A 22,570-nucleotide genomic window follows, 5' to 3' on the forward strand; every position below is an offset into this window, starting at 1 on the left:
AAAAATGTGGCCTGAATCATGGTACATCTGACCAAAATGTGGTCGTTTTGACGCAGCATTGGCAGCGGATAGCGACGCTGACGTCGCAAACGCCCCGCTTGAGGAGCGAGGGTGTGCAAGGGTGTGCGAGCCTGACGCCGCTGGCCAACCCACACCCAACCTCACTCGCGCAAGCGCGGACACCGTGATTGTCGTGGCGAGCCAGCAGGGAACGTACCGCCGCGGGGCACGCATACCGTCTGTGGCTTGGCATACGCAACAGGGATATGCCGGCGGAGGAGACGACCGCCAAGGCATCGGTCCCTCCCGCCGTCAGCGCTCTTTTTGCTCAGGCGTTCAGATGGGCTTTCAGCACAGCGGCCGCCTACAGAATCGCGCTGCGCACGCCGGGAACATGCGCCAGCGGATTGAGCAACCCATAATCATGGATAAGCCCGCCGTAAGTCACCAAGGTGGTGGCCACCCCCGCCTCATTTAATTTACGTGCATAGGCTACGCCTTCATCATGCAATACGTCATACTCCGCCACCTGCACCAGCGCCGGCGGCAATCCGGCCAGTTGCTCAGGCAGTGCCCGCAGCGGCGAGGCGGTAATTTCCTGACGCTGGGCCGGATCGGTCGTGTAGTTATCCCAGAACCACTCCATCATGCCCTTGGTCAGGAAGTAGCCTTCCGGGTAGCGCTGATATGAATCGGTGGTGAAAGTCGCGTCCGTCACGGGCCACAGCAGGATCTGGCAAGCGAGGGACGGCGTGCCGTGCTCTTTCGCCATCAGGCTCACCACGGTCGCCAGATTGCCGCCAACGCTGTTTCCCGCCACGGCAAGCCGTGTGCCGTCGACATCGATAGCGTTGCCGTGCTCAGCCACCCAGCGCGGCGCGGCGTAGGCTTGCCGTATCGCCACCGGATAGCGCGCCTCCGGCGAGGGGGTATAGTTGACAAAAATCCCCACCACGCCGCTGGCGACCACCAGATCGCGCACCAGTCGTTTGTGGGTAAAATAATCGCCCAGTACCCAGCTGCCGCCGTGGAAAAAAACGAATGCCGGCAGCAACCCCGTCGGTATTGGCCGGGCGGACGATATTCAAGCTCAGCGGCTGGCCGTCGACGGTGATGATCTGTTCCGACTCGTCAACGCCGCTCAAATCAATGGCGACGGATTTTTGTGCGTCAATGAGCACCTGGCGCGCCTGCGCCGGCGGCAAACTTTCCACTGGCGGCGCATCGGCACCGTTCAAAGCTTGCAAAAAGATTTCGACCTGACGATCGGTCCGTGCCTGTTACGGTTGCAAAGGGGAGTAACTCATTATCGTCTCCTGGCAGAGGGATGTCGTCTTTAAGCGTAGTACGGCAGGGAGAGGATTGCCCGCCACGGCACGTTACGCGTTGAGTCTTGAACGTTGGGCATTCGACAGGGGGCGAAACCTGTTTACGCCAGGACGGTGCCACGAAAGCCCTTTATAATGCGGACATCGGCACTATTACGGCGGGTAAAGGGCATGATTGAGATCTGGGGCAGAAAGACGTCTTCCAATGTGCAGGCATTGATGTGGTGTGTAGGTGAGCTCGGGCTGCCGTTTGTCCGCTATGATATCGGCCATCGCTACGGCGGCAACAACACGGCGGCGTTTTTAGCCATGAATCCCAACGGCACCGTCCCCGTCATCCGTGATGATAAAGGCGATCCTTTATGGGAAACCGGCGCCATTCTACGCTACCTAGCCGGCCGCTATGGCGCGTTGGATTTTTGGCCGGCGGAGCCTCTGGCCCTGGCGAATGTCGATAAATGGGCGGAATGGGCCAAAATCAACGTTGCGCTCAACTTCACCGCCCCCGTATTCTGGCGGGTCGTCAGAACCGCCGCCGGCGAGCGGGATGCGCAGGCCATTCGCCATGCGCTGGACAAGCTCCAGCTCAATCTGGCCATAGCGGACGCCCAAATCGCCCGCGCGGGGTATTTGGCCGGCCACGCTTTTACACTGGCGGATATTCAATTCGGCCATCTGCTGTATCGTTATTACACCATCGCTGTCGAACGTCCCGTTTATCCGGCGATCGCGCGCTATTATGAACGATTGACCCAACGCCCCGCCTTTGCCGAACATGTGATGGTGTCTTACGACGAATTGCGCGTGCCTTAGACTTTTGTTGCCCGGCGCAGGCGTTGACCTACACCGGGCAGGCAGCCGGACGGCAGAAAATGCCGCGCCGGTTATCGCGCTGTCGGTTGCAGGACACCGACATTTTACCACCGCCGACAGGAAATAATTATTATCACTTGTGCTGAATTCCGCTTCATTATTGGCAGGGTATTCTCATTATGCGGAAAAATATAAAATACTCCATCGGGAATGCAGTGATTACCGACATCCCCTCCTATAAAAAAGAATTTCTCTTTTACAGGATTACAGCATAAGATAATAGAATAATTTTCTCTTTGTTATCATAATATTAGAAATATCTATCGACTTTATCTGTCGCTGTCATCCAATAAGCCGTCAAACCGCGACAGTGGTATTTGGCGGTAAAAACGTGTATTCTGCAACGCGTTTATATATAACCCTTTTTTCAATCAAAGGGGGGCTGACCAAAAATGCGCAGCGCATACCCGTACGACGCAGCCCTTGGTTAAATGGATATTGGCTATAAGATATAAGAAAACAATATTACGGTTTTCAAATTTCGAGACATTATCATGCTTTATAAGCGTGAAAAAGAATCAATTTCTTCTCCCGTGGGCTAAGTTGTAAGAAATTTATTCCCACATGATGATGTTAAGCAGCGCTAATAATCAACTCGCGTAGATAAAGGCAAAGCGGTCAAAATGGATGCTCTCACGTTGTCCCTGGACCACGTCGGTCTGGCGGTAAAAGATCTCGCAACAGCAAAAGACGCGTATCAAAAATTGGGCTTTAACCTGACGGCCCTGAGTATGCATGCTGGCGCGAACGACACCGATGGCAAGATAGTCCCTTGGGGATCCGGTAACCATTGCGCCATGTTTGCGCAAGGTTATTTCGAGATAATCGGCTTAATGGACGCCGCTCTGCCCAGCAACGTAAAGAAAATGGTCGAACGCTATGAAGGATTACATATCGTCGCTATGCGGTGCTCCCGGGCCGAGGACGCTTATTCGGCATTAATCCATGCCGGCGTACACGCCCTCCAGCCCATTGCGTTGGAAAGGGATACACCCTTTGGCGTCAATAATGACCTCATTCGCCGGGCCCGGTTCCGCAATATATATTTGGATACCGACAGCTATCAAGAAGCGCGTTTTATCGTTATCGAGCACTGCACGCCCGAGGTCTTATGGCAGCCTCATCTTCTGACGCACCCCAATGGCGCCGAAGCGCTGTCCGGCGTCTATATCGTCACCGCGACGCTTGACGATACGATCGCGCGCTTCCGCCAACTTGCCGGCGAACCCCGGCAGCTGGGCCCAGCCTGGGAGTTCTCCCTCACGACGGGCAAGATTTGGGTGATGGCGGAAGACGCGATGCGGCGCTATGCGCCCGTCCTCCGTCCCCCCCTCAACCGCGTAGCGGCAGCCTGCATCAAAGTGAAGTCGCTTGCGTTGCTTGAGGACTATTTTCAGCAACGTCAGGTGCCTTATGAGCTTGCCTGCTGTCTTGATGGCGTGACAAAACGCTATGGGTCGGCCCGGATATCGCAAGCCACACGGCCCTACAATTCAAAGAATAGCCAACGGAGATGAAATGAAAGCAGCGGTAATTTATCAACATGGCGGCGCGGGCAGTATCCAGTATGAAACGCAGTTCGCCGATCCCATCGCGGCACCGGATGAAGTGATCATCAAAGTGCATGCGGCCACGCTGAATTATCATGATATTTTTACCCGCAACGGCATGCCGGGCATTACGGTGCCGATGCCCATCATTATAGGCCTGGATTTTGCCGGGGAAATTGTCGAAGTCGGGCGCGAAATCACCGAATGGCGCGTGGGCGATCGGGTCATGATCGATCCTTCCGACCGTAAAACCTTTGGCGGCGTTATCGGCGAAGCGCGGCATGGGGGGCTGGCGGAATATTGTGCGGTGCCGGCTCATCACCTGGTAGCGCTACCTGACGATGTCAGCTATGAAACCGCGGCCTGCCTACCCGTGGCCTACGGCAAGGCCTGGCGGATGATGATGACCATCGGCAAAATCAAGGCCGGCGAAAAGGTCCTGATCCTGGGCGCCTCGGGCGGCGTGGGAACCTGCTGCGTGCAATTGGCCAAACTGGCGGGAGCCGAAGTGGTCGCCGCCGCGTCGACCCCGGACAAGCTTGAGCGTCTGAAAGCGTTGTGGGCAGATCACCTGCTGAATTACAAACAGGACGATTTCATGAAGTGGGTGTTTACTCACTTCGGCAAACCGCATCGGCGCCTTTATGAATCCGGTATGGATGTCGCGGTCAACTTCACCGGCGGCGATACCTGGGTAAAATCCCTGCGCACCCTGCACCGCGGCGGGCGCCTGCTGACCTGTGGCGCGACGGCCGGCTATGATCCGAAAGAAGATCTGCGTTTTGTCTGGAGTTATGAACTGCAAATACTGGGCTCCAACGGCTGGGCACGTGACGATCTTAACCGTTTGCTGGAGCTGGTGCGCGCCGGCAAACTCAATCCCGTCATTGATAACACATATGCCATTACCGATATCAATGAAGCATTCCGCCAGCTGGAAGATCGTCTGGTATTTGGCAAGGTGGTGGTAAAACCATGAATAATGATCACTCCCAGCAGCTCACCCGTGACGGTCTGGCGCAGATTTTCCAGCAATCGCGATTTATCAACGCCATGCAGCTCGAAATTCTGGAAATGGATTATGTCGCGTCACGTCTGGCGGTGCGCATGCCGCTGCGCCCGGAGATTGAACGTGGCGCGGTGGGATCGCAACAATTTCACGGCGGAGCGCTGGCCGCGCTTATTGATGTGGCGGGCGATTTCGCGCTCGGCATGCTTTTGGGCGGCGGCGTTCCCACCGTAAACCTGCATATCGATTATTTACGCCCTGCGCTAGGGGCTTATGTTGACGCCACCGCCACCGTACGTAAGCAGGGGCGGTCATTCGCCATAATCGACATCGAGATTACTGCAGCCACCGGCAAATTGGTAGCTATTGGCCGCGGAACCTATGTTCCCGTGAAAGGATAATTCAGGAGTTGATGATGCCAACCATATTTTCTACTGCAAAAATCGCGGCGTTAGCCGCCGTCGTAATGGGGATGATGTCGACTTCAGCCTCTGCAGAATTAACCAAAGTCCGCTATGCCAATGTCACCGATATTACCCTTTCGCAGGCTCCCGTGATTGTCGCGCAAGAACTGGGATATTTTAAAGACGAAAGGCTGGATGTTGAGGTCATGGGCTTTAAATGGACCGGCACGCTTATCCCGCAAATGCTGGCGAAACGCGTTGATATCCGTTATCCCAACCCGGATACCATTATTCTTTCCAACGCGCCTGGCCAAAAGCGTCTGCCGCTGAAATTTTTCTATAACTCCACCCGCAGCTCCGGGTGGGAATTTATCGTCCCCGCTGAGTCTCCCATTAAGACCCTGAAGGAGCTGGACGGTAAAACCCTGGGCGTAGGCGCAATGAGTTTTGGTAACGTGCCGATAACTAAAGCGGAATTCAAAGAATTGGGGATTAATGCCACTATGGTGCCGGTCGGTATCGGCAGCGCCGCGTTTTTGGCGCTGACCAGCAAAAAAATCGACGCGCTGAACCTGTTTGATACTCAGCACGCCACGCTTGAAGTTCAGGGCACCAAAATTCGCCGGCTGCCGAAATTGCCGCGCTATGCCAACCTGTTCAGCAACGGTTTTATCGCCAGCGATGAAATGATAAAAGAAAAACCGCAAGTCCTAACGGGCTTCGGCCGCGCCGTCGCCAAGGCAACGGTCTTCTGTGAAGCCAACCGCGAAGCCTGCGTCGAGCTGTTCTGGAAAAAATACCCCAACACCCGCCCCGGCGGCGATGCGCAAAATGTGCTGGCTGACAATGTTCAAGTGTTTAATTCCCGCTTCAATAAAATGCTGGATTTCCCGGCGGGTAAACCGCGCCAGTGGGGGCAATATGACGAGAAAATCTGGCAGAACTTCGTCGATGCGCTATATGACGGCGGACAGTTGCAGAGTAAAGAGATCAATCTTGCCAACTGTTATACCAATGCGTTAGTGTCGGCAATGTCTGATTTCGATGCCGCCGCGGTCGTGGCACAGGCGAAATCCTATAAAGTTGAATTAAAGTTGAATAAGTGAACCAGGTGCACTACATGTCTGCGTCACGTGGCGCTACGCCGGCGCTGTATAACTTCAATACGACGCTGGCACAGGGCGAATTCTTGTCAATTCTTGGCCCGTCAGGCTGTGGCAAATCCACCCTGATGAAGGTTGCCGCGGGACTTCTCACCCCCTCGGCAGGGATCGCCGAACTTGATGGCACCCCTATCACCGGCCCGCGCCGTGATGTCGGTATCGTGTTTCAACAGGCGACCTTATTGCCGTGGCAAACGGTGCTGCAAAATGTCATGTTGCCGATCCGCACGCTTGGCATGGATATCAAGCAGGGGGAGACTCGCGCCAGGGCGCTACTGCGGCTGGAGAAATTCGAGCGCCACTACCCACATGAGCTTTCGTGGGTGATTTATCCCCCTGAAACACCAGACAGTAGCTGTATCTCCAGATAAGAGATAGGCTTGAATATATGTCTAACACTAACGCCAATTTTGATATGACCGGGATCCCGTTAGGTCAAGAAGTCCGTAAACGTAAAACTCCTCAGGAAAAAATGGCCATTATTCAGCAGAGGATGGAGCCCGGCATGAATGTCTCCCATCTCGCACGACTGCACGGTATCCAGCCCAGCCTGCTGTTTAAGTGGAAAAAGCAATATCAGGAAGGCAGCCTCACCGCCGTGGCTGCCGGGAGGACGTCCTGCCTCTGAGCTTGCAGCTGCATTGAAGCAGGTCCGGGAGCTCCAGCGCCTTCTGGGTAAGAAGACGATGGAGGTTGAGATCCTAAAAGAAGCCGTGGAGTACGGCCAGTCACGAAAATGGATAGCGCACGCGCCCTTGTTGCCAAAGGCCGGGGAATAGCACAGGTCAGCCGCGCCATGAGCGTGTCGCGTGCGCCGCTGTCACTGCGGATTAAGCGTTCTGCCGACTGGCAGGACAGGCGCTGTAACCGGCGTAATGACGAAGCAGACGCTGAAATACTGTCGGACATCCTCGACATCATCAGCGATATGCCCAGCTACGGCTATCGGCGGGTGTGGGGCATCCTGCGTAAACAACGTCGCGCAGAGGGACTGCCGCCGGTAAATGCGAAACGACTTTACAGGATCATGTGTGAGCATAACCTGCTGTTATTACATTGAAAACCAGAGCGGCCGAGGCGTGAGCATAAGGGCAGGATCGCGGTGGCAGAAAGCGATATGCGCTGGTGTTCAGATGGCTTCGAGTTCGGCTGCGACAACGGTGAAAAACTGCGGGTCACGTTCGCACTGGACTGCTGCGACAGAGAGGCCATAGACTGGGCTGCGAGCACTGTAGGCTACGACAGTTCGACCGTGCAGGATGTGATGCTGATGTCGGTAGAAAAGCGCTTCGGCGACAGGTTACCCGATACAGCGGTGCAGTGGTTGACGGACAACGGTTCAGCGTATACCGCGCATGAAACGCAGAGGTTCGCCAGAGAACTGGATCTGGAGCCCTGCACAACAGCGGTGAGCAGCCCGCAGAGAATGGCCGAACGGTTCGTGAAGACGATGAAGGAAGACTATATCGAGTTCATGCCAAAACCGGATGCGAGAACAGCCCTGCGAAACCTTGCAGCAGCGTTCACGCATTACAATGAAAACCATCCGCACAGCGCGCTGGGATATCACTCTCCGAGAGAATACCGGCGGCAGCGTGCTTCGTTAACTTAAGATACAAAAGCTGTACGGAGATGGCGGGGCAAGATCACCGTCGGGTCGGCGCCAAACTTAAGCAGTGCCGTTTCCGAAGTATAATTTCCAGTATTGATATCCATCGCTATAGGATCAACATTGTCCCAGGTGATATGAGTCGATCCGTGCCCTTGGCCTCGAATAATGAAACTCGGATCATTCATAGTGGTAATTTCTATTCGAGTAGTACCAATATTGACCTCTCCTTGTGGAAATTGTAAAATACCGCCATTAGAAACCACATAGTTTATGGCAGTCAAAACAGCTTCTCCGCAGTCTACTCCATCGCCCGTTACACCGAACCAATCAGCCATAATGCCCTGTGCTACATTCCGCTTCCAACCACCATTACTGTTCACCAGATAGAACACCCCGCCATCGTCTTGGGTGCTAGTGTCATCCAACCATGTGAGCATTCCCCCACCAGTATTATTCCCTCCAACATATCCGGCCAATAAAATTACATCTCCAGCCGTACCAATGCTCTGTCTAAGTTCGGTAATATTTGCAACGCTGTTAGTCATTGTCAGTTTCTCATTATGCAACTTAAAATTAAGCGCACTTGTAGTGATTGATTGCTATACCAATGCGTTTCTAGATACCCAACTCCTACTCAATTTTCCTACTAGCGAAATTGATTGGTTGTTATTACCTTTGAATCAGCTCGTTGATAATTTCTCCCTCTTCTGTCTAGGTGTGATATTTATGAAAACCGATTGCCATTCTGGCATGATGTAAACTTACAAAATCCAGCTTTTTGCGCATCATTAATGCTTATTTATCAAGTCAATAGCCCATTGCTTTCGGCGTTTAGCGTCGAAGCTATTTATCCTGTTGGTCTGCTACTCACCTTTTTTTGATAAACAGCTGTATTGCGAAGGAACAGCTTTTTATCGCTTAACAGCGGCGCTACTACCATATGGGCGGTCATACGACTGAGCTTGATACCACAACGCAGCAGCTAAATCATCAGCTCTACTCGTACCCCATATTGGCTGTATCGAGCAAATGATCAGCCGGCATCGGATGCTTCGCCCGCCCCGGCTGAATGATTTCTCTGGGCAATCTTGAGCTAGCAAGGGAAAATTCAAGGTACGCGCCCAAATACTGTTCATGTATATAGTATTATCAAGCATTCCTGAAGCTGTAAATAGTTGATTCAGCTTGTTAATCCAACTGATTGATCGATATGAATATTTATTTCTGCGCTACCTGAACGGTATGAATAGGATTTTTCGTCGTTAGGAAGAAAAGCATAGCTTTGCTTCAACTTCGCCTACTGAGCCCTAATTTTTTAGCAAGCATTCGAGGAATGTCCTTAACAATCATTTCCGTTCCGCCTACCTGTGCCAAACAGAGTGTGAGCGATTGACGCCATTGGTGCCTCGATCATGCTACAGAGGTGTTGGTCATGGTTATCGGTTGTCGCGCTGTTAAAAACCCACGTTCAATCCTGTACATTCAATAATAGGGCACAAATCATTGTCATCATATAAGCCGGTACACTACTGCCGGTTTTACGGGTAGTCCCACTCACCTCGGCCCAATCGCAGCTATTCCCTATCGGCCCATCGTACAACTCATGAACGGAAATGCCGCACATCTCATCGTCAAAATCATCCATTAGCCAGATAACCTCGATAGGTTCCATACCGCTATGACAACTTAAACAGCAGAGTTAACGATTTATATTTGCAGGTAAAGACGCGAGTCAGCGCAAATAATATTGTACAAATCAAAACTGCGGGAAAAACCCTTATTACGAAACGGTAGCATTATTATTATAATTCCGTTAAATGACGTGCAACATGCCGTCCAGAGGGAGGTTGACAGCAACATAAAATAATCTAAATGATGCGTAAAAGAACTTATCGCTGCTGTAACATCATGGGTAAAAATCTCGGTAATGATTTACCTGCTTTGGCGGAAGATCTTTATGATCATTTTTTGCATTCCATACTTTTTCTTTCTTTTCAATTGCATACTTAGAGTAATCAACGTGGCATATCAACGACTTGCGTTGCTAAGTGTTTCATGCCATACACTCTCTTTTCCTTTATAACAGCAGGACTGAGCCAAGACGCGCAAGTTTGATTTGTACCCGTAACACAAATTCAAGGGCATAGACTTGCCTATGAAATGTCAACATTACTCCCATCATATGGGTGTGAAAAAAATGCTTCGCTTTAGGCGTTAGATCGATTTTATGTTACAGTGCGCGACATCGGTAATCTCTAGGGCAATGGCCAGCATCTTTTCGCATCAACAAGTCCAAAGCTCAGCGTTACCCCTCTGTGTCGCTGAAGATAATTTTTCAATGGGTTGCACTGTGCGAAAATAAACTTATTGCGAAATAGTAAGCCACTACAGATAGCAATAAGCCACTGATTTAGCGAATTGAAGAACTTAAGCGATTATTATGGCATTACTGATAACAAAAAAGTGCATCAATTGCGACATGTGCGAGCCGGAGTGCCCGAACGAAGCTATCAGCATGGGCGCTGAGTATTATCACATCGGTGCCGATCGCTGTACTGAATGCATCGGCCATTACGATCGCCCCACCTGCCAGCAGGTCTGCCCGATTGATAACACTATCATCGCCGATCCACAGCAGGTGGAAAACAGCGATGCGCTGTGGGAAAAGTTTGTGCTGCTGCACCACGCCGATCGTTTGTAGTCCGATAACGCCGCAAACCGCACGGGCGTCATCGCTCAAAAATGACCGTCGCGCAGGCATAGTGCCGCTCATCGGCCAAGGTAACGTGCATACCGGTAACGCCTAACCGATTGGCCAGCGCCGCCGCCTGATCAAATAACCGCAGCGAAGGTTTACCCAACGCATCATTGCAAACCTCAAACTGGGCGAAGGCCAGCCCGTCACGGATACCGGTACCCAACGCCTTGGAAGCCGCCTCTTTTACCGCGAAACGTTTGGCGAGAAACCGTACCGGCTGATTGTGCTGCTGATACTGTCGCCACTCATCGGGACTTAGGATCCGGCGCGCCAGCCGATCGCCGCTGCGGGAGACCACCGCCTCGATGCGTTCAATCTCGACGATATCGGTACCGATGCCGACAATCGCCATCAGCCGCGCGCTTCACGCATCAGGCGTTTCATGTCTCGCACCGCGTCCGCCAGGCCGCCGATGACGGCGCGGCTGATAATCGCGTGGCCGATGTTCAGCTCCTGCATCTGCGCCAACGCGGCCACCGGTTTGACATTGTGATAATCTAGCCCATGACCGGCATTGACCTTAAGGCCCAGCTTGGTGGCAAATTCCGCGCCCTGACGGATGCGGGCAAACTCCGCCGCGCTGGCGGCCTCATCGGTCGCATCGGCATAGGCGCCGGCGTGAATTTCAATGTAGGGCGCGCCCACGTCCGCCGCCGCCGCAATTTGCCGCTCATCAGCGTCGATAAACAGCGACACCTGGATACCGGCAGCGCTTAAACGGGTTACGGCCTGGCGCAGCTTATCCGGCTGGCCGGCAACATCCAGCCCGCCTTCAGTGGTGACTTCCTGGCGCTTTTCCGGCACCAGGCAGCAAAAATGCGGCGCCACATCGCAGGCGATAGCGATCATCTCTTCCGTCACCGCCATTTCCAGATTCATGCGGGTTTGAATCGTCTTGCGCAACAGTTGGACATCACGATCGGTTATATATGCCGGCGGTCCTCGCGCAGATGCACGGTGATGCCGTCAGCGCCCGCCTGCTCGGCGATAAAAGCAGCTTGAACCGGATCCGGCCACGCCGTGCCGCGCGCATTGCGCAACGTTGCAATATGATCGATATTCACGCCCAGCAACAATTCAGACATTTTCTTCCCCTGACATTGGTAGGTAATGTGTCGCAGTGTAAACCAGCGCTGTAGCCCAGACCAGTTTATTGCTTGGCTTCGTCACCGTCCGGCCCCGGCGCACCCGCCTCGCGCGCACCCGCCTCGCCGGCGCTCGCCTGCCGGGGCGCCCGTGGCCGTCGGTCAAGAAACTGGCGAAACAGCTCGCGGCTCTTTAACGGTTTGCCGCCCAGATAGGGCTTGAGCGCCATACGGGTGAACCGCTTGGCGGCGCGCAACGTGTCGAGATCAGGAAACTCCCGCTCTGCCAGGGCCCGCAGTTCGCGTCCGGTGAAGCTGTAGTTGTCCAGAACTACGCTGGCGGAAAAGCCTTTCTCTTCCCGGTAACGGTAGGTCATAGCGTCATCGACCGGCTCACCGCTGCCGGCACAGTGGAGAAAATCGACGCCGTAACCCAAATGCGACAGCAACGCCAGCTCAAAGCGGCGCAGGGCCGGTTCCGGCGAACCCGTGGCGCCCGCCAGCCATTGCAGACAGTGGAGGTAATCGTAAAAAAGCGTGGAGTAATCGGTTTCATGGGCGAGCACGCGCGACAGCAGCTCGTTGATATAAAGTCCGCTATACAACATAAGACCGCTGAGCGGTAGACCTAGCGAGACGGGCTCGGCGCTGCGCAGGGTTTTTACCTCCCCGAGGCCGCTCCAGCGGGCCAATAAGGGCGTAAAAGGCTGCAGCACCCCTTTAAGCGCGGAACGGCGAGAGCGCGCGCCTTTGGCCAAAACGCGCACCCGCCCTTGATGTTCGGTGAAAAAGTCCAGAAGCAGGCTGGTTTCGCTGTAAGGGAGCGCATGGAGCACAAAAGCGCGTTGCCAACCTTCCATCGGCGTTGCCTAGAGATCGTCGACGTAGCCCAGACTGCGCAGGGCACGCTCATCATCGGCCCAGCCCGATTTCACTTTCACCCACAGCTCAAGATGCACCCGCGTCTCGAACATGGCTTCCATATCTTGCCGGGCTTCGATACCGATGGTTTTAATTTTGCTGCCCTTATTGCCGATAACCATTTTCTTCTGGCCGTCGCGCTCCACCAGAATAAGCCCGTGGATGTCGTAACCGCCGCGATCGTTGGTGGCAAAACGTTCAATCTCGACCGTGACGGAATAAGGCAGCTCATCGCCCAGAAAACGCATCAGCTTTTCGCGGATGATTTCCGAGGCCATGAAACGTTGGGAACGGTCGGTAATGTAATCTTCTGGAAAATGGTGCACCGCTTCCGGCAGCGCCTTACGCACAATACCGGCCAGGGTTTCGACATTCATGCCGTTCTCGGCGCAAATAGGTATGATGTCATGGAACGACATTTGCTGACTGAGAAACTGCATATGGGGCAGCAGTTGTTCCTTATCAGCCACGTTATCCACCTTGTTGATCGCCAACACCACCGGGCAGTTAACGTCACGCAGTTTGTTCACCACCATCTCATCGTCCGGCGTCCAGTGGGTGCCTTCCACCACGAAGACAACCAACTCTACGTCGCCGATAGAACTGCTGGCCGCGCGATTCATTAAACGGTTGATTGCCCGTTTCTCTTCAATATGCAGTCCCGGCGTGTCCACATAGATAGCCTGGTAAGGCCCCTCGGTGTGGATCCCCATAATGCGGTGGCGGGTGGTTTGCGGTTTGCGCGAAGTAATAGAGACCTTCCGCCCTAACAACTGATTCAGCAGCGTGGATTTGCCGACGTTCGGCCGGCCAACAATCGCCACAAACCCACAATAGGTCGTCTGTTCGCTCATTCAAGCTCCAGCAGTTTAAGTGCCTGTTCCGCCGCGGCCTGCTCGGCTTTACGTCGGCTTGAGCCATTACCGACCACCGGCTGCGCCAGCCCGCTGACCTGGCAATGTATGGTAAATTCCTGGTCGTGCGCTTCACCACGCACCTGCTCCACCTGATAAGTAGGCAGCGGCAAATGGCGTCCCTGGAGGTATTCCTGCAGCCGGGTTTTCGGATCTTTTTGCTTATCTCCGGGGCTGATTTCATCCAGACGGGAACGGTACCAATCAAGGATAAGCTTTTCGACGGTTTGAATATCGCTGTCCAGGAATACGCCGCCGATTAACGCTTCTACCGTGTCGGCCAAAATCGATTCACGGCGGAAACCGCCGCTTTTCAGCTCTCCCGGCCCCAGCCGTAAACATTCGCCCAGCTCAAACTCCCGCGCCATTTCCGCGAGCGTATTGCCGCGGACCAGCGTGGCGCGCATCCGGCTCATGTCGCCCTCGTCAACACGGGGGAAACGCTGATAAAGCGCGTTTGCGATGACATAACTCAGTATAGAATCGCCCAAAAATTCCAGCCGCTCATTATGTTTGCTGTTGGCGCTGCGGTGCGTTAACGCCTGTAACAAAAGATCGTGCTGATGAAAAGTGTAGCCCAGTTTCTTCTGGAGCCTATTTGTTAAGATGGGATTCATGCGTTACCAATAACTCAACCATGCGTAAAAAACCGCAGCAGACGGAACAGGCCTGGGAACGGCACGCCTGTCCTGAACTGTATCGTTTGCAGTGGCTCCCCCTCGAAGGGAGCCAGCCTTTCATTACCTGAGAAGTATTCTACATCGGTAAGCGAAATAGTGCTTCGCTAAAAAAGGAATTAATGAATGCCGCCAATACGACTTAAGCGCACGCCCGTCGGCCATTGGCCTTCCTGTTTCTCGAAGCTCATCCAGATAGCCGTTGCTTTACCCACCAGATTTTTTTCCGGTACGAAACCCCAATAACGGCTATCGGCGCTATTATCCCGGTTATCGCCCATCATAAAATATTCTCCCTGTGGCACCACCCACTCCGCCAGCGAACTGCCCTGCTGTTGGTAATAAAGGCACAGTTGATCCTGCTGTCCCGGCACCGTCAGAATGTTGTGCACTACACCGCCCAGCGATTCTTTACGCTGCGCCAGGCGTAGGCCGCCGTCCACCTGCCTATCGGGCGGCACCTGCAGGAAACCGCTGCTGGCTTCGCCGTTGCCGGTCGAATTAAAGGTCTGTACAAAATCGCTCGGCGCGAGTTGGCTATAGGTAATCGGCAACGCCGTGGCGCAATCCTGCCCGCTGGCGCAGCCTGGCTGAACCGTTACGCGCTTGTTGACGGGATCGTAACTGACCCGGTCGCCCGGCAACCCCACCACACGTTTAATATAGTCCAGCTTAGGGTCGGGCGGGTATTTGAAAACCACCACGTCGCCACGTTTAGGATGGCCGGTTTCAATCAGGGTTGTCTGGGTGATGGGATCTTTAATGCCATAGGCTAATTTTTCCACCAGAATGAAATCACCGACCAATAGCGTCGGCATCATCGATCCAGAGGGGATCTGAAACGGCTCAAAAATAAATGAGCGCACGACAAAGACCAGTAACAAAACCGGGAAAATCGACGCGCAGGTTTCGATCCAGCCCGGCTTCTGGCTGACCTTTACCGCGACATCATTACCGGGCGTTCCCCCCATAGATTCTGGGCGTTGCTGGCCGGGCTGCTGCCCCAGACGGCGGCGAGCCGGCGCCAGTTTAAAACGCTCCAGACACCAGAGGATCCCGGTGATAAGCGTCGCGATTGCCAGTATCAGGGCAAACATATTGGCCATGCAATCTCATCAAACTTATTTGCTGTCTTTACCCACATGCAGAATTGCCAGGAACGCTTCCTGCGGTAACTCAACGTTACCCACCTGCTTCATGCGCTTTTTACCTTCTTTCTGCTTTTGCAGCAGCTTTTTCTTACGGCTGACGTCGCCGCCGTAGCATTTCGCCAGCACGTTTTTGCGCAGCTGCTTGACGGTGGAACGGGCAATAATATGGTTGCCGATGGCCGCCTGAATGGCGATATCGAACTGCTGGCGCGGAATGAGCTCCTGGAGCTTTTCAATAAACTCACGGCCGCGGTACGGCGCGTTATCCCGATGGGTAATCAACGCCAGCGCATCGACCCGTTCGCCATTAATTAATACATCAACCCGCACCATATCGGAGTGCTGGAAGCGCTTGAATCCATAGTCCAGCGAGGCATAGCCGCGCGAGGTGGACTTCAGCCGGTCAAAGAAATCCAGCACCACTTCGGCCATGGGGATCTCATAGGTCAGCGCCACCTGGTTGCCGTGGTAAACCATATTGGTCTGCACGCCACGTTTTTCGATACATAACGTGATGACATTACCTAGATAAGCCTGCGGCAGCAGCATATGGCATTCGGCGACAGGCTCACGCAATTCGTTGATATTATTCAGCGGCGGCAGCTTGGCTGGACTGTCCACGTACACCGTCGTGTTATCGGTAGTCAGCACCTCATAAATTACCGTCGGCGCGGTGGTTATTAGATCGAGATCGTATTCACGCTCCAGCCGCTCCTGGATGATTTCCATGTGCAGCAGGCCAAGAAAACCGCAGCGAAAACCGAAGCCGAGCGCGGTCGAACTTTCCGGCTCATAGAACAGCGAGGCATCGTTCAGGCTGAGCTTGCCGAGGGCGTCGCGAAACGCCTCATAATCATCAGAGCTCACCGGGAATAGACCAGCATAAACCTGCGGCTTCACTTTCTTGAAGCCCGGCAGCACTTTATCCGCCGGCTGACGCGCCAGCGTCAGGGTATCCCCCACCGGCGCGCCGTGAATATCTTTAATGGCGCAAACCAGCCAGCCGACCTCGCCGCAGTTCAGCACTTCACGGTCGATACGTTTCGGGGTGAAAATACACAGTCGGTCCGCGTTGTAATGTTGACCGGTGCTCATTACCTTAATTTTGTCGCCTTTGCGCAAGGTGCCGTTTTTGATACGCACCAGCGAGACCACGCCCAAATAGTTATCGAACCAGGAGTCGATAATGAGCGCCTGCAGCGGTGCGGCCGGATCGCCTTCCGGCGGCGGGATATCGCGCACCAGCCGTTCGAGCACCTCCGGTACGCCGACGCCGGTTTTCGCTGAACAGCGCACCGCGTCGGTGGCGTCAATGCCGACGATATCTTCGATTTCCTGCGCCACGCGATCGGGATCGGCGGCGGGCAGGTCGATTTTGTTCAGCACCGGCACCACTTCCAAATCCATTTCCATCGCGGTGTAGCAGTTGGCTAGCGTCTGGGCTTCGACCCCTTGCCCGGCGTCCACCACCAGCAGCGCGCCTTCGCATGCCGCAAGCGATCGGGAGACTTCATAAGAGAAGTCCACATGCCCGGGGGTATCAATAAAATTAAGCTGATAAACCTGACCGTCGGGCGCCTTATAGTCCAGCGTCACGCTCTGCGCTTTAATGGTAATACCGCGCTCACGCTCCAGATCCATGGAGTCCAGCACTTGAGCCGCCATTTCACGTTCGCTCAGACCGCCACAGGTCTGTATCAGGCGGTCGGACAGCGTCGACTTGCCGTGGTCGATATGGGCAATAATGGAGAAGTTGCGTATATTCTTCATTTTAATATGTTTTTCTCTTAAACAGGCGCTCTAACTTGTTCCGGTGGTCGCTTTGCGGGGAACGTGGCCCCGACGGCCCACAAGATAATGGACGCATCTTACACTGTCTGAGGGAAGCAAGGAAGAATGGCGGGGGGCTATTGCCGGGATCCGCGTTCTGCTTTGACATCGCGGCAAAGGTGCAGTGTCAGTCTGCAGCCGGGGGGCGTAGACCGCGCGACGGTTCCGAATGCGGCCCGCTGAGCGATTGCCACGACGATGACAGAGGGTGTCGTGGCCCGGAGAACCGCACGCCGCAACGTCGCGCCGACTACTGCCCAGGACGCGGCAATGGCGTAAAACGCACGCCATACCGGCGCGCTCAACGCGCAGCGCCACCGGGGCGCGGGCGTTAATCCTGGACATGCAATGATGAAGGCGGCAGCGCCACCTGCAGAATGACCGGCTGATTGTCGCGTGTTTCAGAGGTGTGGCTCGCCAGATAGCGCGCGCAAAGAAAACCGGCGACGCCGCCCGCCACACCGCCGCAGGCGGCGGCCGGATCGGTGCCCAGCGTACCCTGAAGCATCGCCGCGCCGCCGATAAGCCCCAGCAGCGGCAGCATATAAACCAAAAACGCGGAACGCAGCAGGCTGCCTTCATTGATACCGACCTCGACGCGTTGCCCCGGCACCAGCGGCAATGCGCTGGCGACCGCTAAATAATGTTGTGTGTCGGGCGCCATTTTCTCAAGCAGACGGGTACCGCAGCTTTGCCTGGCGTGGCAGCTGCCGCAACCCTCTCGCGCCTCGCAGCGCACCTGCGCGACCCCCCGCTGCCAGCTGACGACCGTAGCCCATTCTTTAATCATGGCTGCGCCTTGATAACGACGCCGTCGGCGATACGCTTCGCGGTGGCCGGCGGCAGTTCACCCACGACGGTAATTTCGCGGTTGCCGCGTTGCTCGGTATGGATAGTGCGTCGTCCGGTACGAATGAGGCGTTCCCCATTGCCGGTATTCGCCTGACCGACGTTCACCGAGAAGCTGAACAGACCATCGGTATAGAGCCTGGCTTCAATCGGTTCGTTGATGCCCGGCAAGCTACGCCGGCTGCGGGAAGCCTCGGACACCCCCGCCGGCAACCAGTTAACCCGCCAGTCGAAATCCGCGGTGGTGGAGGCCGGCAAGGCCAACTGGGGCGGCAAGGTCACCTTTTCTAACCCGGCCATGCTGTTTTCGACCTGCTTGTCGACGTTAAAATAGATGACGCGGAACTGTTCCAGCGCCTCGCAATCACGATCCAGCAGATCGACGCGCAGCGGGAGTTTGGTGGTGGTATCAATCCAGACGATATAGCTGAATCGGGTGCCGTCTCGCGCGACAACCCGCACTACCTCACACAGGCGATCGGCAATACGGGCGCGGCCTACGGGAATAAAATCGTAAAAGTGCGCCAGACGTTCAAAATTGGCGTAGACAATAGAGGGAAGAGAATCAACTATATGGTCGCCAAGCAGGGTAAAAGGCTCCAAACCGGGCTCGAAATAGCTTATTTCGCCGTTACGCTGGACAATCTCGCGGCGCGGGCCGCCCATTTGCAGTAGCTGCGCCAGCCGTTGTTTATCGATAACCACGTGGCGGTAGCGCAGCGAGTCGACGCCCAGCTTGCTAACCAGCACGTATGCATATTCATAGTCCAGCGTCTGGCTGGCCTGGCTCATTTGCGCGAGCAACGCGCCGGATGCGGTGGTCTGAGCCGGCGCGTGGATGGAATAGAGCAGGCTGCCCGTCAACAAACACACGGCATACCAAATTTGCTTCATTACTGCGGCTGCATTCCTAATGATTGCGTGCCCGGCACCTGTACGGCGGCCTGCTGCGCGTCTTGCTGATCGAACTGCAGAGTATCGGCATGCAAGCGACGCTGCAGTTCATAATCCTGCAAAATCGCATTGATGCGCCTGCGCTGTTCCTGCACCTGCTGATTACCGTTATCCACGCCGGCACCGTTGGCCGAAGGGACGCCCAGGCTGATCGGCGATGCCTGGCCCATCATTGGCAATGTATTGAAAACCGGGTTTTCCGGCTGACGGCTGTCCTGACCGACGCCCTGCTGGGTGTTGTAATGCTGTAACCCGACGATAACCGCCAGAGACACGCAGGCCGCGACGCCGATTTGGGTAAGATGCGAGGCGATGCCCAAACGGGCGACGCGCGATGTGAACGGCTGCGCCTTACGCCAGAACGGGGACCGATGCCAGGTGTCCGGTGCCGGCTGCGATTCCTTGACGGCCTGCGGCGCGATACGCACCGGCTCTTCGGCAATGGCGGCAGCGACACGATCGGCAATATCAAGATGGAGAACTCCGCCTGCGTCATTGCGCATAACATCGCGAATGAGGTGATACCGTTGCCAGCTTTGCTGCAACTTCACATCCCTGGACAAATCGTTAAACAGTTTGCTATCGAACGATTCCCCATCCATCAGAGCGGAAAGCTTTTCATTGTGCATGCCTGGGTACCTTCTCCTGCCGCCGTCGTTAACGCTGAATAAGCGGTTGAATTTTATTGTCAATTGCTTCGCGCGCACGGAAAATTCGTGAGCGTACCGTTCCTACCGGGCAATCCATGATGGACGCTATCTCTTCATAGCTCAGACCATCCAGCTCGCGCAACGTAATCGCCATACGCAAGTCTTCGGGCAACACCTCGATAGTGCGGAACACTATCTGTCGCAACTCCTCTGACAACATTAAATTCTCAGGGTTCGATATTTCTTTCAAAGCGCCGGCACTTTCGTAATTTTCCGCGTCGCTGGCATCCACATCACTGGAGGGCGGACGCCGCCCCTGAGCCACCAAATAATTCTTCGCCGTATTGACCGCAATACGGTATAACCAGGTATAGAACGCGCTGTCGCCGCGAAACGACGCCAGGGCCAGATAGGCCTTGATGAACGATTCCTGCACCACGTCCGGCACATCCCCTTGCGGGACATAGCGCGATACCAGGCTCGCCACTTTATGCTGGTAGCGAACGACCAGTAAATTGAACGCTTTCTGGTCACCTTTCTGGACCCGTTCAACCAGCACCTGATCCGTTAACTGCTCGCTCATCCGAGGTAATGTCTCCTCAAATTTTTCTCCACGCGCAAAAAAATAGTACCGCCAGCTTCTGAAGAAATTTTACGAGCAAGCCCGAGATTGGAGTTAATGATAATCATAAAGTTCCGCCACGCCTGCTGTTTTTCTTAAAATAAAGGGGACGGCCACAATTATGCAGGGCCGCCGGCCGGGCTGAGCACCAGACTACCATAAATTAGGATGGCCGGTACTTGGATTCTCGCAGAGCCAACGCCCACGCCCACGCCCACGCGAAAGAGTCGCAATAATAAAAAGCGCGGGGTAACGTGAATTCGCCATGCTGTCAGTAAACATGCGTAAATAAACCGCCTCAAAAAGCGGTACAGCTGGCCGGCGTTGGGTGGTACCATTGCCAAACAGTCTTTTCTATCGGAATACACACCACCCGCTATGCAACCACCAACTGAATATGCCACCGATGTCCTGGTTATCGGCAGCGGTGCGGCCGGGTTATCGCTGGCGCTGCGTCTGGCCGGGCATTGCGATGTCATGGTCCTGAGCAAAGGTCCGCTGAATGAAGGTTCAACGCTGTATGCTCAAGGCGGCATCGCGGCGGTGTTCGATGAAACCGACAGCGTTGATTCCCACGTGGACGATACGCTGATAGCCGGTGCCGGCATGTGCGATCGCGAGGCGGTCGAATTCATTGCCGGCAACGCCCGCCACTGTGTGCAGTGGCTGATAGATCAAGGCGTGCTGTTCGACACCGAAGCCTCGACGCCGGCCGGCGATCGCTACCACCTCACGCGCGAGGGGGGGCACAGCCATCGCCGCATTCTGCACGCCGCGGACGCGACCGGCAAAGCGGTGGAAACCACTTTGGTGGGCAAGGCGGCAGCGCACCCGGGCATTCAGATCCTGGAACGCTGCAATGCGGTGGATCTGGTCACCTCCAACCGCCTGGGACTGCCGGGCACGCGGCGGGTGGTAGGCGCCTATATCTGGAACCGCGCCAAGGAGCGGGTGGAGCTGTGCCGCGCGCGCGAGGTAGTGCTCGCCACCGGCGGTGCGTCCAAGGTTTATCAATATACCACCAACCCCGATATTTCCTCCGGCGACGGCATCGCCATGGCCTGGCGCGCCGGCTGCCGGGTCGCCAATCTGGAGTTTAACCAGTTCCACCCGACCTGCTTGTTCCACCCGCAGGCGCGCAACTTCCTGCTGACCGAAGCGCTGCGCGGCGAAGGCGCCTATCTGCGCCGGCCGGACGGCAGCCGTTTCACGCCGGACTTCGACCCCCGCGCCGAGTTGGCGCCGCGGGATATCGTCGCCCGGGCAATAGATCATGAAATGAAGCGGCTAAGGGCCGACTGCATGTACCTCGACATCAGCCATCGGCCGGAGGCGTTTATCCGCCAGCATTTCCCGACCATTTATGACAAGCTGCTGACGCTGGATATTGATCTGAACCGCCAGCCCATCCCTATCGTTCCTGCGGCTCATTATACCTGCGGCGGCGTGATGGTGGATAAACACGGGCGCACCGATTTGGACGGTCTCTATGCTATCGGCGAGGTCAGCTATACCGGCCTGCACGGCGCCAACCGCCTGGCGTCCAATTCCCTGCTGGAGTGCCTGGTATATGGCTGGTCGGCGGCGGAGGATATCCAGCGCCGTCTGCCGGCCATCGCCCAGGTTCGCCAACTGCCGCCCTGGGATGAAAGCCGGGTCAGCAATTCCGATGAAGAGGTGGTGCTGCAGCACAATTGGCAAGAGCTGCGGCTTTTTATGTGGGACTACGTGGGTATTGTGCGCACGACCAAACGGCTGGAGCGGGCGCTGCACCGCATAGAGCTGCTAACGCGTGAAATCGACGAATACTATTCCAATTTCCGCATCTCCAATAATTTGCTGGAGGTGCGCAATCTGGTGCAGGTCGCCGAATTGATCGTTAAAAGTGCGCTACAGCGTAAAGAGAGCCGCGGTCTGCATTTTACGCTGGATTATCCCGCGATGCAGCCGGACCCCAAACCGACCATATTACAGCCCCGATAATCGTCATCACCCGTTCGTCATAATGGTCATCACCGGTTAAAGACGTAACAGGTGATGACTGTCCGGCTTACCATGATGCGATAGCCTATGGCGCCTTCGGAAAACTCCGCCTCGCTGCATTTAACACGCTTAATGCCAGAAAAACGCCGCTTCGCTTCAATTAACACGCTTAATGCCAGAATGGATAGAGCCTTTTCGGTGGGATAATAAACGTGACATAAAGGATTAGGCCCAGCA

20 protein-coding genes and 3 pseudogenes are annotated in these 22,570 nt (G+C 55.1%); 9 read left to right on the forward strand and 14 right to left on the reverse strand.

Annotation, left to right across the window (positions count from 1 at the left end):
• Positions 1–364 precede the first annotated feature (364 nt).
• Positions 365–1,253: pseudogene (locus JZM24_RS08825) on the reverse strand (alpha/beta hydrolase).
• Between the two features lie 246 nt (positions 1,254–1,499).
• On the opposite strand from JZM24_RS08825, the gene JZM24_RS08830 reads away from it, so the two are divergent.
• The 7 genes and pseudogenes from JZM24_RS08830 (at position 1,500) to JZM24_RS08860 (ending at position 7,939) form a co-directional block, all read left to right on the forward strand.
• Positions 1,500–2,141, forward strand: a complete 642-nt coding sequence (locus JZM24_RS08830; protein ID WP_215669368.1) for a glutathione S-transferase family protein — start codon at positions 1,500–1,502, stop codon at positions 2,139–2,141.
• Between the two features lie 683 nt (positions 2,142–2,824).
• A complete protein-coding gene (locus tag JZM24_RS08835) occupies positions 2,825–3,718 on the forward strand; it encodes a VOC family protein (RefSeq protein WP_215669369.1) in 894 nt (297 codons plus the stop codon).
• A gap of 1 nt (position 3,719) precedes the next feature.
• Positions 3,720–4,730, forward strand: a complete 1,011-nt coding sequence (locus JZM24_RS08840) for an alcohol dehydrogenase catalytic domain-containing protein (RefSeq protein ID WP_215669370.1) — start codon at positions 3,720–3,722, stop codon at positions 4,728–4,730.
• Positions 4,727–5,161 (forward strand): PaaI family thioesterase, encoded by a 435-nt coding sequence (locus tag JZM24_RS08845; RefSeq protein WP_215669371.1) that lies wholly within the window; start codon positions 4,727–4,729, stop codon positions 5,159–5,161. The genes JZM24_RS08840 and JZM24_RS08845 overlap by 4 nt, the downstream gene beginning before the upstream one ends.
• Before the next feature lie 14 nt (positions 5,162–5,175).
• Positions 5,176–6,270 (forward strand): ABC transporter substrate-binding protein, encoded by a 1,095-nt coding sequence (locus JZM24_RS08850; protein ID WP_215669372.1) that lies wholly within the window; start codon positions 5,176–5,178, stop codon positions 6,268–6,270.
• A gap of 14 nt (positions 6,271–6,284) precedes the next feature.
• Complete coding sequence (locus tag JZM24_RS08855) at positions 6,285–6,698, forward strand: ATP-binding cassette domain-containing protein (RefSeq protein ID WP_215669373.1); 414 nt, start codon at positions 6,285–6,287, stop codon at positions 6,696–6,698.
• A 44-nt stretch (positions 6,699–6,742) separates the two neighbouring features.
• Positions 6,743–7,939 (forward strand): annotated as a pseudogene (locus JZM24_RS08860) (IS3 family transposase).
• Here the strand turns inward: JZM24_RS08860 and JZM24_RS08865 are convergent.
• Complete coding sequence (locus JZM24_RS08865; RefSeq protein ID WP_215669374.1) at positions 7,936–8,484, reverse strand: putative phage tail protein; 549 nt, start codon at positions 8,482–8,484, stop codon at positions 7,936–7,938. The pseudogene JZM24_RS08860 and the gene JZM24_RS08865 sit on opposite strands and share 4 nt — an antisense overlap.
• Positions 8,485–9,407: 923 nt before the next feature.
• Positions 9,408–9,611, reverse strand: a complete 204-nt coding sequence (locus tag JZM24_RS08870) for a hypothetical protein (RefSeq protein WP_215669375.1) — start codon at positions 9,609–9,611, stop codon at positions 9,408–9,410.
• Between the two features lie 768 nt (positions 9,612–10,379).
• Between JZM24_RS08870 and JZM24_RS08875 the strand changes: the two genes are divergently transcribed.
• Entirely contained in the window at positions 10,380–10,640 is a 261-nt protein-coding gene (locus JZM24_RS08875; RefSeq protein WP_215669376.1) for a YfhL family 4Fe-4S dicluster ferredoxin, read from the forward strand.
• A 28-nt stretch (positions 10,641–10,668) separates the two neighbouring features.
• On the opposite strand, the gene acpS is transcribed toward JZM24_RS08875, so the two are convergent.
• The 11 genes and pseudogenes from acpS to rpoE form a co-directional block, all read right to left on the reverse strand.
• Positions 10,669–11,049 carry a holo-ACP synthase gene (gene acpS / locus JZM24_RS08880; RefSeq protein WP_215669377.1) on the reverse strand — a complete coding sequence of 127 codons (381 nt, stop codon included), beginning with the start codon at positions 11,047–11,049 and terminating at the stop codon, positions 10,669–10,671.
• Positions 11,049–11,782: pseudogene (gene pdxJ, locus JZM24_RS08885) on the reverse strand (pyridoxine 5'-phosphate synthase). Before pdxJ ends, acpS begins: the two are co-directional and overlap by 1 nt.
• A 65-nt stretch (positions 11,783–11,847) precedes the next feature.
• Positions 11,848–12,642, reverse strand: coding sequence for a DNA repair protein RecO (gene recO / locus JZM24_RS08890; protein WP_215669378.1), 795 nt, complete (start codon positions 12,640–12,642; stop codon positions 11,848–11,850).
• A 9-nt stretch (positions 12,643–12,651) separates the two neighbouring features.
• Positions 12,652–13,557, reverse strand: coding sequence for a GTPase Era (era, locus tag JZM24_RS08895; RefSeq protein ID WP_215669379.1), 906 nt, complete (start codon positions 13,555–13,557; stop codon positions 12,652–12,654).
• A complete protein-coding gene (rnc, locus tag JZM24_RS08900) occupies positions 13,554–14,234 on the reverse strand; it encodes a ribonuclease III (RefSeq protein ID WP_215669380.1) in 681 nt (226 codons plus the stop codon). The genes era and rnc overlap by 4 nt, the downstream gene beginning before the upstream one ends.
• Positions 14,235–14,413: 179 nt before the next feature.
• Positions 14,414–15,400 (reverse strand): signal peptidase I, encoded by a 987-nt coding sequence (lepB, locus tag JZM24_RS08905; protein ID WP_215669381.1) that lies wholly within the window; start codon positions 15,398–15,400, stop codon positions 14,414–14,416.
• Between the two features lie 15 nt (positions 15,401–15,415).
• On the reverse strand, positions 15,416–17,215 hold the full coding sequence (lepA, locus tag JZM24_RS08910; protein ID WP_215669382.1) for a translation elongation factor 4: 1,800 nt from the start codon (positions 17,213–17,215) through the stop codon (positions 15,416–15,418).
• A 391-nt stretch (positions 17,216–17,606) separates the two neighbouring features.
• Positions 17,607–18,065 (reverse strand): SoxR-reducing system protein RseC, encoded by a 459-nt coding sequence (rseC, locus tag JZM24_RS08915; RefSeq protein WP_215669383.1) that lies wholly within the window; start codon positions 18,063–18,065, stop codon positions 17,607–17,609.
• Positions 18,062–19,018, reverse strand: a complete 957-nt coding sequence (gene rseB / locus JZM24_RS08920; protein ID WP_215669384.1) for a sigma-E factor regulatory protein RseB — start codon at positions 19,016–19,018, stop codon at positions 18,062–18,064. Before rseB ends, rseC begins: the two co-directional genes overlap by 4 nt.
• Positions 19,018–19,707: an anti-sigma-E factor RseA gene (gene rseA / locus JZM24_RS08925; protein ID WP_215669385.1), complete on the reverse strand. Its 690-nt coding sequence runs from the start codon at positions 19,705–19,707 to the stop codon at positions 19,018–19,020. Before rseA ends, rseB begins: the two co-directional genes overlap by 1 nt.
• A 28-nt stretch (positions 19,708–19,735) precedes the next feature.
• Positions 19,736–20,311, reverse strand: a complete 576-nt coding sequence (gene rpoE / locus JZM24_RS08930; RefSeq protein WP_215669386.1) for an RNA polymerase sigma factor RpoE — start codon at positions 20,309–20,311, stop codon at positions 19,736–19,738.
• Positions 20,312–20,728: 417 nt separating this feature from the next.
• On the opposite strand from rpoE, the gene nadB reads away from it, so the two are divergent.
• Positions 20,729–22,333 carry an L-aspartate oxidase gene (nadB, locus tag JZM24_RS08935; protein WP_215669387.1) on the forward strand — a complete coding sequence of 535 codons (1,605 nt, stop codon included), beginning with the start codon at positions 20,729–20,731 and terminating at the stop codon, positions 22,331–22,333.
• The last annotated feature ends 237 nt before the right edge of the window (positions 22,334–22,570 follow it).

This window comes from Candidatus Sodalis endolongispinus (assembly GCF_018777395.1).
In the GTDB taxonomy this organism is placed as follows: Bacteria; Pseudomonadota; Gammaproteobacteria; order Enterobacterales; family Enterobacteriaceae; genus Sodalis_B; species Sodalis_B endolongispinus.